This window comes from Micromonospora sicca, from assembly GCF_003172935.1.
Lineage (GTDB): Bacteria > Actinomycetota > Actinomycetes > Mycobacteriales > Micromonosporaceae > Micromonospora > Micromonospora sicca.
Window position 1 is genome coordinate 1 of sequence record NZ_QGKS01000237.1, and the last position, 14,201, is coordinate 14,201.

The window sequence follows — 14,201 nt, forward strand, 5'->3', positions numbered from 1 at the left end:
TCGCTCCTTCGGCACCTGATCATGAGCGAACCGAACGGGCGGACCGTCGGTGCGCACGCCGCTAATGCCCCGTCGCCGGAGCGGCCAACCCACCCGTTCGGACCACACCCGATATCCACCATCGTGACCGAAGACACCCAAAGGTCCACCGAAGGTCACGTTGGTGGATATCGGGTGTGGTCCGAACGGGTGGGTTGGCCGCTCCGGCGACGGGGCATTAGCGGCGTGCGCACCGACGGTCCGCCCGTTCGGTGCGCTCATGATCAGGTGCCGAAGGAGCGACATGCAGGTCTGGCCGGGCGACAGCTATCCCCTGGGCGCCACCTACGACGGGATGGGCACGAACTTCGCGATCTTCTCCGAGGTGGCCGAGAAGGTCGAGCTCTGCCTGTTCGACGAGTGGGACACCGGCACCGAGCGCCGGGTCGAGCTGCGCGAGGTCGACGCCTACGTCTGGCACGCGTACATCCCGGGGATCGAGCCGGGCCAGCGCTACGGCTATCGGGTCCACGGCCCGTACGACCCGGCTGACGGGGTGCGCTGCAACCCGCACAAGCTGCTGCTCGACCCGTACGCCAAGGCGGTCGACGGGGAGGTCTCCTGGGGCCCGGCCGTCTACGACTACGTGCTCGGCGAGCCGGACCGGATGTCGGAGCTCGACTCGGCGCCGTTCATGCCGAAGTCCGTGGTGGTCAACCCGTACTTCGACTGGGGCAACGACAAGCCGCCGCGAACCCCGTACCACCACTCGGTGATCTACGAGGCGCACGTGCGCGGGCTGACCATGCGGCACCCGGACATCCCGGAGGAGCTGCGCGGCACGTACGCGGCGATCGCCTCACCGGTCATGATCGACTACTTCAAGCGGCTCGGGGCGACCGCGGTCGAGCTGATGCCGGTGCACGAGTTCGTGCACGACCACCGCCTGGCCGACCTGGGGCTGCGCAACTACTGGGGCTACAACACCATCGGCTTCTTCGCCCCGCACCAGGGCTATTCCGCCCTGGGCCGCCTCGGCCAGCAGGTGCAGGAGTTCCGCGGCATGGTCAAGGCGCTGCACGCCGCCGGCATCGAGGTGATCCTCGACGTGGTCTACAACCACACCGCGGAGGGCAACCACCTGGGCCCGACGCTGAGCTTCAAGGGCGTGGACACCGCCGGCTACTACCGGCTCAGTGAATCCGACCGGCGGTACTTCGTCGACTACACCGGCACCGGCAACAGCCTCAACGTGCGCAGCCCGCACTCGCTCCAGCTGATCATGGACTCGCTGCGCTACTGGGTGACCGAGATGCACGTCGACGGCTTCCGGTTCGACCTCGCCGCCACGCTGGCCCGCGAGTTCTACGAGGTGGACCGCCTCTCCACCTTCTTCGAGGTGGTGCAGCAGGACCCGGTCGTCAGCCAGGTCAAGCTGATCGCCGAGCCGTGGGACGTCGGGCCCGGCGGCTACCAGGTCGGCAACTTCCCGCCGCAGTGGACCGAGTGGAACGGCAAGTACCGGGACACCGTGCGGGACTTCTGGCGCGGCGAGCCGGCCATCCTCGCCGAGTTCGCCTCCCGCATCTCCGGCTCCGCCGACCTCTACCAGGACGACGGCCGCCGTCCCTTCCACAGCATCAACTTCGTCACCTGCCACGACGGCTTCACCCTCAACGACCTGGTGTCCTACAACGACAAGCACAACGAGGCCAACGGCGAGGAGAACCGGGACGGCGAGAGCCACAACCGGTCCTGGAACTGCGGGGTCGAGGGGGAGACCGACGACCCGGCGGTGCTGGCCCTGCGGGCCCGGCAGCGGCGCAACTTCCTGGCCACCCTGATGCTCTCCCAGGGCGTGCCGATGATCGGCCACGGCGACGAGCTGGGCCGCACCCAGCACGGCAACAACAACGCGTACTGCCAGGACAGCGAACTCGCCTGGGTCGACTGGCCGCGGGCCGACGAGGAGCTGCTCGGCTTCGTCCGGCGGCTCACCGACTTCCGCACCCGCCACCAGGTGTTCCGCCGGCGCCGGTTCTTCACCGGGCTGCCGGTGGGCGGCCGGGCCGCCGGATCGGGCCTGCCCGACCTGGCCTGGTACACCCCCGACGGCCGGGAGATGACCGGCGAGGACTGGGGCAACGACTTCGGCCGCTCGGTGGCCCTCTTCGTCAACGGCGACGGCATCCCGGAGCGCGGCCAGTACGGCCAGCGCCACCGGGACGACTCGTTCCTGCTGCTGTTCAACGCGCACGACGCGCCGCTGGACTTCACCCTGCCCGGGGAGGAGTTCGGGCAGCGGTGGGAGCTGGTGATCAGCACCGCGGAACCGGACCCGGAGAAGACCACCCTGGTGGAGGCGGGCGGCACGGTCTGCGGACCCGACCGCTCCCTGCTGGTCCTCGAGAGGACGGCCTGACATGTCCGACACCTCCCGACCTGACGTGACGGCGGCAGCGACGACGCGGGTCGGGTCGACCTACCGCGTCCAGATCCGGCCCGGCTTCGACCTCGGCACCACCGCCGGGCTCGTCGACTACCTCGCCGACCTCGGCGTCACCCACCTCTACAGCGCGCCGCTGCTCGCCGCCACCCCCGGCTCCGCGCACGGCTACGACGTGGTCGACCACCGGGCGGTCAACCCGGAACTCGGCGGCGAGGCCGGTCGCCAGCGGCTGGTCCGCGCGCTGCGCGCCGCCGGCCTCGGCCTGGTCGTGGACATCGTGCCGAACCACGCCGGGGTCGCCCAACCGGCGGCCAACCCGGCCTGGTGGGACGTGCTGCGCCGGGGCCGGGACTCGGCGTACGCCGACTGGTTCGACATCGACTGGGACCGCGGCCGGCTGCTGCTGCCGGTGCTCGCCGACAGCCCGGACGCCCTCGAGGACCTCAAGGTGGTCGAGGGGGAGCTGCGCTACCACGAGCACCGCTTCCCGATCGCCGACGGCACCGGCGCGGGCAGCCCCCGCGAGGTGCACGACCGGCAGCACTACGAGCTGATCTCCTGGCGGCGCGGCGACGCCGAGCTCACGTACCGCCGGTTCTTCGCCGTCTCCGACCTGGCCGGCCTGCGGGTGGAGGACCCGGCGGTCTTCGCCGCGACCCACGCGGAGATCCTGCGCTGGGCCGACGCCGGCGAGCTGGACGGCATCCGGGTCGACCACCCGGACGGGCTGCGCGACCCCGCCGGCTACCTGGCCCGGCTGCGCGCGGCCGCGCCGGCCGCGTGGCTGGTGGTGGAGAAGATCCTCGAGTACGGCGAGGAGCTGCCGGCCTGGCCGGTCGACGGCACCACCGGCTACGACGCCCTGGCGGCGGTCAGCGGGCTCTTCGTCGACCCGGACGCCGAGGGCGACTTCACCGCGCTCGACGCCCGGCTGACCGGCCACCACACCTCCTGGCAGGACCTGGCCCACGACACCAAGCTGGCGGCCGCCACCCGGCTGCTCGCCGCGGAGCTGAGCCGGCTCGCCGCGCTCGTCCCGGACCTCGACCAGCAGGACGCCCGGGCGGCGCTGGCCGAGCTGGCCGCCTGCTTCCCGGTCTACCGCGGCTACCCGCCCGAGGGTGCCCGACACCTGGCCGCCGCCCGGTCGGAGGCGGGCCGGCGCCGCCCCGACCTGACCGCCACCCTGGACGCGGTCACCGCCCGGCTGCGTGACCCCCGGCACGAGCTGGCCGCCCGTTTCCCGCAGCTCACCGGCGCGGCGATGGCCAAGGGCGTCGAGGACACCGCCTACTACCGGTGGAGCCGGTTCGTCGCGCTCAACGAGGTCGGCGGCAGCCCCGCGCACTTCGGCGTGCCGCCGGCCGAGTTCCACCGGTTCGCCGCCGCCCGGCAGGTGCGCTGGCCGGCCAGCATGACCACCCTCTCCACCCACGACACCAAGCGCGGCGAGGACGTCCGGGCCCGGCTCGCCGTCCTGTCCGAGCTGCCCGGCCGCTGGGCCGAGCAGGTGACGGACTGGATGTCCCGCGCGCCGCTGGCCGACCGCGCCTTCGCCCACCTGCTCTGGCAGACCGCCGTCGGGGCCTGGCCGATCGAGCGGGACCGGCTGCACGCGTACGTGGAGAAGGCCGCCCGGGAGGCCTCGCTCTGCACCAGCTGGGCCGACCCGGACCTGGCCTTCGAACGCCAGCTGCACGCCCTGGTCGACCGGATGTACGACGATCCGGGCCTGCACGCCGAGATCACCGCGTTCGCCGCCGGGATCACCCCCGCCGGCTGGTCCAACTCGCTCGCCCAGAAGCTGGTCCAGCTCGCCATGCCGGGTGTGCCGGACACCTACCAGGGCACCGAACTCTGGGAGAACTCGCTGGTCGACCCGGACAACCGCCGGCCGGTCGACTTCGCCGTACGACGGGACCTGCTGGCCCGGCTCGACGGCGGCTGGCGGCCCGAGGTGGCCGCCGACGGCGCGGCGAAGCTGCTGGTGGTCTCCCGGACGCTGCGGCTGCGCCGGGACCGCCCCGAGCTGTTCGCCGGCTACCGCCCGGTGCCGGCGCGCGGCCCGGCCGCGCGGCACGCGCTCGCCTTCGACCGGGGCGGCGCGATCGCGGTGGCCACCCGGCTGCCGCTGCGGCTGGACCGGGTCGGCGGCTGGCGGGACACAACCCTGTCACTTCCCGTTCATTCGGTCGCTGACATGTTCACCGGGCGGGTCTACAGTGGCTCTGAGCTGCTCATGCATGATCTGCTGAGCACCTATCCCGTCGCCCTGCTGGCTCCCACCGACTCCGTGGAGGCTGCCGCATGACCGAGTTCACGGTGTGGGCGCCCGAGGCCGCCCGGGTCCGGCTGCGCCTGCCCGGCGCCGCCGACCACGAGATGCGCGCCGGCCCGGACGGCTGGTGGCGGGTCGAGGTGCCGGGCACCGGGCCGGGCACCGACTACGCGTTCCTGCTCGACGACGACGACCGGGCCGTGCCCGACCCGCGGTCGGCCTGGCAGCCCGCCGGGGTGCACGGGCCGAGCCGGCTCTACGACCACGCCGCCTACCACTGGACCGATCGGGGCTGGACCGGCCGGCAGCTGCCCGGCAGCCTCCTCTACGAACTGCACGTCGGCACCTTCACCCCGGAGGGCACGTTCGACGCCGTCATCGGCCGTCTCGACCACCTCGTCGACCTCGGCGTGGACATGATCGAGCTGCTGCCGGTCAACGCCTTCAACGGCGAGCACAACTGGGGCTACGACGGGGTCTGCTGGTACGCCCCGCACCAGCCGTACGGCGGGCCGGACGGGCTGAAACGCCTGGTCGACGCCGCGCACGCCAAGGGGTTGGGGGTGATCCTCGACGTCGTCTACAACCATTTCGGGCCCTCCGGGGCCTACGCGCCGATGTTCGCGCCGTACCTCACCGAGCAGCGCAACACCTGGGGCCGGACGGTCAATCTGGACGGCCCGCACTCCGACGGGGTACGCCGCTACATCATCGACAGCGTGCTGATGTGGCTGCGCGACTACCACGTCGACGGGCTGCGGCTGGACGCCGTGCATGCCATGCCGGACTCCCGGGCCACCCACTTTCTGGAGGAGGTGGCGGTCGAGGTGGAGGCCCTCTCCACCCACCTGGGTCGGCCGCTGTCGCTGATCGCCGAGTCCGACCTCAACGACCCGAAGGTGATCACCCCGCGCGAGGCCGGCGGCTACGGCCTGCACGCCCAGTGGAACGACGACGCCCACCACGCCCTGCACAGCCTGCTCACCGGCGAACGGCAGGGCTACTACGGCGACTTCGGCTCGCTGGAATGCCTCGCCGACGTGCTGACCGGCGCGTTCTTCCACGCCGGCAGCTGGTCCAGCTTCCGCAACCGCGGCCACGGCCGGCCGGTCGACCGGCAGCGCACCCCGGGGCACCGCTTCGTGGCGTACCTGCAGAACCACGACCAGATCGGCAACCGGGCCACCGGCGATCGGATCTCCGCGACGCTCTCCCCGGCGCTGTTGCGGGTCGGCGCCACCCTGCTGATGACCGCCCCGTTCACCCCGATGCTGTTCATGGGGGAGGAGTGGGCGGCCAGCACCCCGTGGCAGTTCTTCACCAGCCACCCGGAGCCGGAGCTGGCCACCGCGGTGGCGACCGGCCGGAAGCGGGAGTTCGCCGCGCACGGCTGGCCGGAGGGCGACGTGCCCGACCCGCAGGACCGGCAGACCTTCGTCCGGTCCCGGCTCGATTGGGCCGAGCTGGACAAGCCCGAGCACCGCGAGATGTACGACTTCTACCGGCGGCTGATCGCGCTGCGCAAGAGCCGCCCCGACCTGTCCGACCCGCGGCTGCACGCGGTCGACGTCCGGCACGGCGACCAGTTCCTGGTGATGCGCCGGGGCGAATGCCTGGTGGTGGCGAACCTCGCCGGCAAGTCACAGCGGATCAACCTGCCCGGGATGGTGCGCAACGTGCTGCTGGCCACCGGCACCGGCGTCACCGTGATGCGCGACGGGATCGAGCTGCCGCCGGAGTCAGCCGCCATCGTGGCGCTCTGATCACCCGCTACCTGTTCGCGGGGATTCCCGTCAGCGACTACCCGGCGGCGCTGGCCTGGCACGAACGCCTGCTCGGCCGATGGGTGCCCAGGCGGGCGTGGGCGGCGTCGAGCTGCCCCCAGATCGGCGGCGCGGCTGAGCGCCGGCGGCTGTACTGCTACCTGCTGCGTCGGGCGAGCCGCACGCCGAACGCAACCGCGCCGACGATGAGCGCTACGCCCAAAAGCTGGAGGCCCGGCGAGTCATCGGCCTCTCCGTGCACGATGCCGGCGACGCCGAGCGCGATGGCGAGGATGGCGACGATGGCGAGGAGGTACTTCATGCGGTCTCCTGTCGTCATTCCTCGACCCACTCGAGCAGGTCGCCGGGCTGGCAGTCGAGCACCCGGCACATGGCTTCCAGGGTGCTGAAGCGGACGGCCTTGGCGCGCCCGTTCTTGAGCACGGCCACGTTCGCCGGGGTGAGCCCGACCCGCTCGGCGAACTCGCCCACGCTCATCTTGCGTTTGGCCAGCTCGACGTCGATGCGCACGACGATGGGCATCAGATCACCGCTTCCATGTCGGTCCGCAGCGAGGTGGCCTGCCGCAGGAGCGCCCGCATCACCAGCATCAGCAGCGCCAGCACGGCGACGCCGATCGACATGAGGAACAGCAGGAGCGGCAGCCCCGGATCGTCGGCCTTCGCGGCGACGTAGAGGTCCACGCCGAAAAGCACCGCCCCCGCGGCGACGATGGCCCAGACGATCGCGTCCACCCACACCAGCGAGGCCTCGGTGAAGATCCGGTCCTTCTTGACCAGGGTGAGCAGCTTCCAGGTGGCCACGATCACCACCTGGACGCAGAGCACCCAGAAGACCGTGATGGCCGTCAGCGGCCACCTGAGGTACGCCTGGTCCGGGGACTCCTTGGCCATGTAGGCGAACTGCCCGGGCAGGGACATGGTCTGGAACAGGACCAGCACCCCGAACAGCAGCGCGAGGAAGACTTTGAGTGGGGCCACCACTCGATGCACGGTGAGCATCCATCGAGTTTCACTCGTTAGCTATCGAAAGTCAATAGGTGACGGCGGAGGGGAGAGGGTGTCGGTCAGGGGATCGGCCACTCGTGCACCGGGCGGTTGCTGTGCATCAGCTCCACGTAGTGCCGGACCACCTCGCGCAGCGCCTCGGGCCGGTCCAGGTGGTCGGCGGACTCGAACCGGTGCAGCGTCTCCACCTGCCAGGTCGCGCCGTTGCGCCCGGTCAGGCAGCGCTGCTCGACGATGCCGAGCAGCCGGTCCCGCTCGGTCGGCTCGAGCCCCCACCGGTCCAGCCCGTGGTACGCCAGCGGCAGCAGCCGGCGCAGCACCAGCTCGGTCACCGGCAGGTAGCCCAGCCCGGGCCAGAACACCTGGGCGTCGATGCCGTGCCGGGCACAGTTGGTGAAGTTCTCCTCGGCCGCGCTGAACGACATCTGCGACCACAGTGGCCGGTCCGACTCGGCCAGGGCGCGGACCAGCCCGAAGTAGAAGGCGCTGTTGGCGATGGTGTCCACCACGGTCGGGCCGGCGGGCAGCACCCGGTTCTCCACCCGCAGGTGCGGGCGTCCCTTCAGCACGTCGTAAACGGGGCGGTTCCAGCGGTAGATGGTGCCGTTGTGCAGCCGCATCTCGGCGAGTTTCGGCACGTCCCCGGCCGCCAGGGTCTCCGCCGGGTCCTCCGGGTCGCAGACCGGCAGCAGCGCCGGGAAGTAGCGCACGTTCTCCTCGAACAGGTCGAAGACGCTGGTGATCCAGCGCTCTCCGAACCAGACCCGGGGGCGTACCCCCTGGGCCTTGATCTCCTCCGGGCGGGTGTCGGTGGCCTGCTGGAAGAGCGGCACCCGGGTCTCCCGCCACAGCTCCCGGCCGAAGAGCAGCGGCGAGTTCGCGCCGAGGGCGACCTGGATGCCGGCGATCGCCTGGGCGGCGTTCCAGTAGTCGGCGAACTGGGCGGGGCTGACCTGGAGGTGGACCTGGGTGCTGGTGCAGGCCGCCTCGGGGGTGATGGTGTCCGCGGTGGTGGCCAGCCGCTCCACGCCGCTGATCGAGATCCGCAGGTCCTCGCCGCGGGCGGCGAAGATCTGCTCGTTGAGCAGCGTGTAGCGGGGATTCGCCGAGAGCGTCTCGGCGGTCAGGTGTTCGGGGCGCAGGGTGGGCAGGATCCCGATCATCACCATGTGCGCGTCGACCGTACGCGCCTTCTCCTCGGCCGCGTTCAGGCTGGCCCGGACGTGCTCCTCGAACTGCGCGGTGCCGGTGCCGACCAGCCGGCGCGGCGCCACGTTGATCTCGACGTTGAACTGGCCCAGCTCGGTCTGGAAGCTCGGGTCGGCGATGGCGGCCAGCACGTCGGCGTTGCGCATGGCCGGCTGCGAGTCCTCGTCGACCAGGTTCAGCTCGATCTCCAGGCCGGTCATCGGCCGCTCCACGTCGAACCGCGACTCGCGCAGCATCTCGGCGAAGACGTCGAGGCAGCGGCGTACCTTCTCCCGGTAGCGGGCCCGATCCTCCCGGCTGAAGGTCCGCGTGCCGACGTCCTCGCCCATGGTCACCACCCTGTCACCGCTGGTTCCCCTAACCTCGCACGTCGCGGCGGGGCGGGGAAGACCCGAAGGTCCTCTACCTACCCGGCCACGGCCCTCGTGATCCCCGTCGCGTCCGGCGTCCGCGCGCCCCGTCCCGCCCGGCGCGCTGGCTAGCATGGCCGGCGACCCGTGGGGAGAGGCGATGCGCGAGAAGATGACCACGCTGTTCGTGGCGGCGGCGATCGCCGAGGCCTGCTCCTGGCTGGCCCTGCTGGCCGGCATGGCGGTCAAGTACGGCCCGCCGGCCAACGAGATCGGCGTGCACGTCTTCGGGCCGATCCACGGCGCGCTCTTCGTGGTCTACGGCATCCTCGTCCTCGTGGTGGCCCGGCTGCGCCGGTGGCGCCTGCTGACCACCGTGCTGGCGCTGGCCTGCGCGGTGCCGCCGTTCGCCACCCTGGTCTTCGAGCGCTGGGCCCAACGGCGCGGCCTGCTGGACGACGCCTCGACCCCGGCGCGCAGCCTCACCCCGGTCGGCTGACCCGCCGGCCGACCGCCACGGCCGACCCACGCCGCCCGTTTGCCGGGCCGCGCCGCTCAGCCGGCCAGGAAGTCGGCCAGCACCGCGGCGAGCCGCTCCGGCGCCTCCTCGGCCATGTGGTGCCCGGAGTCCACCGACGCGGCGCGGACGTCGTCGGCCCAGTCCCGCCAGATCGCCGCCGGGTCGCCGTAGAGGTCGACCATGTCGTCCCGCTCGGACCACACAAACAGCACCGGGCAAACGATCCGCCGGCCGGCCGCCCGGTCCGCGTCGTCCGCCGCTCGGTCCGGTCCCAGGCCGGCCCGGTAGTCCTCGCACATCGCGTGCACCGTGGCCGGGTCGTGGATGGCCCGACGGTAGTCGGCGTACGCCTCCTCGCCCATCGCCGCGGGCGAGCCGCCGTACCAGGCGTCCGGATCGGCGTTGATCACCCGCTCGGCGGGCTTGTCGAGCTGGCCGAGGAAGAACCAGTGCCACCAGCGGGCCGCGAACCGGGCGTCGCAGCGGGCCAGCGCCTCACCGATCGGCACCCCGTCGAGCACCCCGAGCCGCGACACCCGGACCGGGTGGTCCAGCGCCGTCCGCATCGCCACGTACGCGCCCCGGTCATGGCCGACCACCGCCGCCCGGTCGTGGCCGAGCGCGTCGAGCAGCCCCACCACGTCCGCGGCCATGGCCCGCTTGGCGTACGTGGTGTGCGCCCGGTCGCTCGGTGGCTTCGACGAGCCGCCGTAACCCCGCAGGTCCGGGCAGATCACGGTGTGCCGGTCGGCCAGCAGCGGGGCGACCCGGTGCCAGGTGGTGTGGGTACGCGGGTGCCCGTGCAGCAGCACCACCGGCGACCCCGATCCGCCGTGCCGGACCCGCAGCCGCACCGGGCCGACGTCGATCTCCTCGAGGGTGAATCCGGTGAACATGGCCGCACCGGTGCCCCCGACCGGCCGGGCGGAAACCTCAGCCGAGCGCCGACCAGGCGGCGACCCCGACCAGCAGCAGCGCGCCGAGCGCCGCCTGGAGCAGCAGCGGCGGACCGAGGTGGGACCAGACCGTGGCGGTACGCGGGGTGAGCAGCTGGCCGGTGGTCAGGTTGACGATCCGTTCGATCCGCGGTGGCAGGTCCGGGTCGCGCTGCGGGCGCAGGGTGAGCTGCACGTGGTCCGCGGGGTGCAGGGCGCTCTGCGGCAGATGCCCGTGCAGTTCCACCTCCAGCAGCCGGTCCGCGCCGTCGCGCAGCCGCAGCGGGGTCACCAGAAACTCGGGCCCCTTCTTCAACTCCTTGAAGCTGCGCCGCGCGCCCCCGCCGCCGCTGCTCAGCAGCGACCGCACCAGCAGCATCAGCAGCCCCATCACGCCCGCCGCGGTGAGCACCGCCACCAGCACCGGCTGGCCCACCCGCACCTCGCGGGGGTAGCCCTCCAGCAACCGGACCACCCGCCCGGTGACGATCCGCTCCGCGGGATGGACCGCGCGCCGGATGTGGAGGTCATTATCCATGATCACCACCGAGAGTCCCGTTTCGTTCACTCATGGTATCGGCTCCCCGGGTTGAACGACATGAATGAACGACGGTCACGCGGGGGCCGTCAGGTGACATCCGGGGCCGCGCGGGTATGCGTGCGGCCGAGCTGGAAAGGGGTCGAGCATGCAGCTGTCCTTCCTGCGCCCGCTCTACAACCGTCCCGGGCCGTGGTGCTCGGTCTACCTGGACGCCTCCCGGGACACCCACGACTCCCGTCCCGCGTTGGACCTGCGCTGGCGGGCCCTCAAGGGCCGACTGCTGGAGCAGGGAGCCGACCCGGCGACCATCGACGCGGTCGAGCGGGTGGTCCGTGGGCACGACCCGATGGCGGGGGACTACGGGCTGGCCGTCTTCGCCACCGGCGGGCGGGTGGTGCTATCCGAGTACCTGTCCGCGCCGCCGCTGCGGGACCTGGCCAGCTTCGCCACCCTGCCGCACACCATGCCGCTGGTCGCCCAACGCGGTGAGCAGGTCGCCTGGGTGCGGGTGCTCGCCGACCGCAGCGGCGCGGACGCCATCGCGGTCAGCGCCGGCGGAGTGCCCCGCAAGGCGCACGTCAAGGGTCGGGAGAACTTCCAACTGCGCCGGGTCAACCCCGGCGGCTGGTCCCAGTCCCGCTACCAACGGGCGGCGATGGAGGCCTGGCACCACAACGCCGGGGATGCCGTCGCGGCCACCGTGCAGCTGGCCGAGAAGGTGGGCGCCGACGTGGTGGTGGTCGCCGGCGACATCCGAGCCACCGGCATGATCGCCGCCCAGATGCCCGAACGCTGGCAGGACGTGCTGGTCCGCACCGACGCCGGCTCCCGGACCGACGGCGCCGACCCGATGCGGATGGACGACCTCACCGTGCAGACCATCGCCGAGGTCGCCGACCAGCGGATCACCACCGCGCTGGACCGGTTCGGCGTGCAGGAGGACGTCGGCGCGGGCCTGGACGCGGTGGTCTCCGCGCTGCAACGCAACCAGGTCGACACGATGCTGATCGTCGACGACCCCTCCGCCAACGGCAAACTCTGGATCGGCCCGGAACCGACGGAGATCGCCACCGACCCCGCGCAGCTGCTGGACATGTCGGTGGCCGACCCGCAACGGGTCCGCGCCGACGCCGCCCTGCTCCGGGCGCTGGTCGGCACCGACGCCGAGCTGACCGTGCTGGCGCCGGAGGAAGCGCCGGAGCTCACCGACGGCGTCGGCGCGGTGCTGCGCTACGTCGACGCCGGCACCCCTGGGCGGGGCAATGGCTGACCGGACGGTCGCCGACCTGGTGGTGGAACGGCTGCGTGCCTGGCGGGTCCCCCGCGCCTTCGGTTGCCCGGGGGAGCCGATCGCCCCGCTGGTGGCGGCGCTGGACCGCGCCGGCGGGGACCCGGAGTTCATCCCGGCCCGGCACGAGGAGACCGCCGCCTTCATGGCGACCGGCCACGCCAAGTTCACCGGGGACATCGGGGTCTGCCTGGCCACCCAGGGGCCGAGCGCGGTGCACCTGCTCAATGGCCTCTACGACGCCAAGCTGGACAGCAAGCCGGTGGTGGCGATCGTGGGCGAGGACGTCACCGGCCCGCTCGGCGGCGCGCACGAGGAGATCGGGCTGAGCCGGCTCTTCGGCGACGTCTGCAACCAGTTCGTCCGGTACGGGCGGACGCCCGAACAGGTGCCCGCCCTTCTCGACCAGGCGTTCCGTACCGCCGCCGCCACCCGCAGCCCGACCTGCGTGGTGCTGCCGCGCGCGCTGCAGGTGGCCGTGGTGCCGGACCTGCTGCCGCAGACCGCGGGCGTGCTGACGGCGACCCCGGGGGAGCCGCTGGCCCGGGTGCTGCCGCACGACGCCGACCTGGACGCCGCCGCGGCGCTGCTGTCCGGCAGCCGGCGGGTGGCGATCCTGGTCGGTCAGGGCGGGCACGGCGCCGCCGACCAGATAGTGGCGCTGGCCGACCGGCTCGGCGCCGGGGTGGCCACCTCGCTGCTCGGCAAGCCGGTGCTGGACGAGCGGCTGCCGTTCCACACCGGGGTGCTCGGCGAGGTCGGCACCACCGCCGCCGCCCAGCTGATGGGAGGCTGCGACACCCTGCTGCTGGTCGGCACGAACGACCCGTGGACGGACTACCTGCCGATGCCGGGACAGGTGCGGACCATCCAGATCGACATCGACGGGCGGCGGATCGGCGCCCGGTATCCGGTGGACGTCCCGCTGGTCGGCGGCGCCGGCGACACGCTGAGCGCGTTGCTGGGCCGGGTCGCCGACCGGCCCAACGAGCAGTGGCGGGGGGTCGTCGAGGGCTCGGTGGACCGCTGGCGACAGGCCGCCGCCGAGCGGGCCGCCGCCCCGGCCGAGCCGGTCAACCCGCAGCTCGTACTGCACGAGCTCGCCACCCGGGTGCCCCGGACCGGCTCGGTCGCCGTCGACGTCGGGTCGGTCCTCTACTGGTATGCCCGGCACCTGCAACTGCCCCCGGGCGTCCGCGCCCACCTCTGCGGGACGCTCGGCTCGGTGGGTTGCGCCCTGCCGTACGCGGTGGCCGCCAAGCTGGCCCGCCCGGACGAGCCGGTGATCGCCCTGCTCGGCGACGGCGCGATGCAGCTCAACGGGTTGGCCGAACTGATCACCGTGGCGCACCACTGGCGGGAGTGGCGGGACCCGCGGCTGGTGGTCCTGGTGCTGAACAACCGGGACCACTCGGGGATGGGCGGCGGGCGGCGGCCGACCGGGGAGCTGGCTGACCGGCGACCGGACGTGCCGTACGCCGGTTGGGCCCGGCTGCTCGGCCTGCACGGCGTCCGGGTCGACCGGCCGGACCTGGTCGGCCCGGCCTGGGACGAGGTGCTCGCCGCGGACCGGCCCAGCGTGCTGGAGGCGGTGGTCGACCCCGCCGTGTCGCTGAATCCGCCGGAGCCCGCGCTGGCCGACCTGCGTGGGGTGTTCGCCGACGGCGACGCCGCCCGGCGGGTCCGCGAGCAGACGCTCGAGGCCCAGATGAGCGTGGAGGTCGAGGACGTCGTCTAGATCCTTGGGTTCGAGAATCTGAACAACTGAGTCAGGTTTTCAGGCTGCGGTTTTGAGTCGTGCGCGGGCGATGTAGTCGTCGACGTGGTGGTCGATGGCGGCGAGGGCTTGACGCAGGTCGGG

12 protein-coding genes are annotated in these 14,201 nt (G+C 72.5%); 6 read left to right on the top strand and 6 right to left on the bottom strand.

Going from position 1 to position 14,201, the window contains the following annotated elements; all coding sequences use genetic code 11:
- The first annotated feature begins 283 nt into the window (after window positions 1-283).
- Genes glgX through treZ form a run of 3 tightly spaced genes read left to right on the top strand, consistent with a single transcriptional unit; the run spans window position 284 to window position 6,469 of the window.
- Window positions 284-2,401 carry a glycogen debranching protein GlgX gene (glgX, locus tag DKT69_RS16840; protein WP_109802489.1) on the top strand — a complete coding sequence of 706 codons (2,118 nt, stop codon included), beginning with the start codon at window positions 284-286 and terminating at the stop codon, window positions 2,399-2,401.
- 1 nt (window position 2,402) lies between these two features.
- A complete protein-coding gene (gene treY, locus DKT69_RS16845) occupies window positions 2,403-4,739 on the top strand; it encodes a malto-oligosyltrehalose synthase (RefSeq protein WP_109802490.1) in 2,337 nt (778 codons plus the stop codon).
- A complete protein-coding gene (treZ, locus tag DKT69_RS16850; RefSeq protein WP_109802491.1) occupies window positions 4,736-6,469 on the top strand; it encodes a malto-oligosyltrehalose trehalohydrolase in 1,734 nt (577 codons plus the stop codon). Before treY ends, treZ begins: the two co-directional genes overlap by 4 nt.
- Before the next feature lie 157 nt (window positions 6,470-6,626).
- Here the strand turns inward: treZ and DKT69_RS39030 are convergent, their stop codons facing one another.
- The 4 genes from DKT69_RS39030 to DKT69_RS16865 form a co-directional block, all read right to left on the bottom strand.
- Complete coding sequence (locus DKT69_RS39030; RefSeq protein ID WP_201749705.1) at window positions 6,627-6,791, bottom strand: hypothetical protein; 165 nt, start codon at window positions 6,789-6,791, stop codon at window positions 6,627-6,629.
- Between the two features lie 14 nt (window positions 6,792-6,805).
- Window positions 6,806-7,012: a helix-turn-helix domain-containing protein gene (locus DKT69_RS16855; RefSeq protein WP_091094605.1), complete on the bottom strand. Its 207-nt coding sequence runs from the start codon at window positions 7,010-7,012 to the stop codon at window positions 6,806-6,808.
- Window positions 7,012-7,491, bottom strand: coding sequence for a DUF2975 domain-containing protein (locus DKT69_RS16860; RefSeq protein ID WP_109802492.1), 480 nt, complete (start codon window positions 7,489-7,491; stop codon window positions 7,012-7,014). Before DKT69_RS16860 ends, DKT69_RS16855 begins: the two co-directional genes overlap by 1 nt.
- A gap of 65 nt (window positions 7,492-7,556) precedes the next feature.
- The gene (locus DKT69_RS16865) at window positions 7,557-9,035 is read right to left on the bottom strand and encodes a glutamate-cysteine ligase family protein (RefSeq protein WP_109802497.1); all 1,479 of its coding nucleotides are present in this window, start codon (window positions 9,033-9,035) and stop codon (window positions 7,557-7,559) included.
- 181 nt (window positions 9,036-9,216) lie between these two features.
- Between DKT69_RS16865 and DKT69_RS16870 the strand changes: the two genes are divergently transcribed.
- Window positions 9,217-9,555: a DUF3817 domain-containing protein gene (locus DKT69_RS16870; RefSeq protein ID WP_236647972.1), complete on the top strand. Its 339-nt coding sequence runs from the start codon at window positions 9,217-9,219 to the stop codon at window positions 9,553-9,555.
- A 56-nt stretch (window positions 9,556-9,611) separates the two neighbouring features.
- On the opposite strand, the gene DKT69_RS16875 is transcribed toward DKT69_RS16870, so the two are convergent.
- Window positions 9,612-10,472 (bottom strand): alpha/beta fold hydrolase, encoded by an 861-nt coding sequence (locus DKT69_RS16875; RefSeq protein ID WP_109802494.1) that lies wholly within the window; start codon window positions 10,470-10,472, stop codon window positions 9,612-9,614.
- A gap of 37 nt (window positions 10,473-10,509) precedes the next feature.
- Window positions 10,510-11,058, bottom strand: a complete 549-nt coding sequence (locus DKT69_RS16880; RefSeq protein ID WP_201749706.1) for a hypothetical protein — start codon at window positions 11,056-11,058, stop codon at window positions 10,510-10,512.
- 139 nt (window positions 11,059-11,197) lie between these two features.
- On the opposite strand from DKT69_RS16880, the gene DKT69_RS16885 reads away from it, so the two are divergent.
- Together DKT69_RS16885 and DKT69_RS16890 are read left to right on the top strand one after the other, a co-directional pair.
- Window positions 11,198-12,322, top strand: a complete 1,125-nt coding sequence (locus DKT69_RS16885) for a baeRF2 domain-containing protein (protein ID WP_109802495.1) — start codon at window positions 11,198-11,200, stop codon at window positions 12,320-12,322.
- A complete protein-coding gene (locus DKT69_RS16890) occupies window positions 12,315-14,078 on the top strand; it encodes a thiamine pyrophosphate-binding protein (RefSeq protein ID WP_109802496.1) in 1,764 nt (587 codons plus the stop codon). The genes DKT69_RS16885 and DKT69_RS16890 overlap by 8 nt, the downstream gene beginning before the upstream one ends.
- Window positions 14,079-14,201 lie beyond the last annotated feature (123 nt).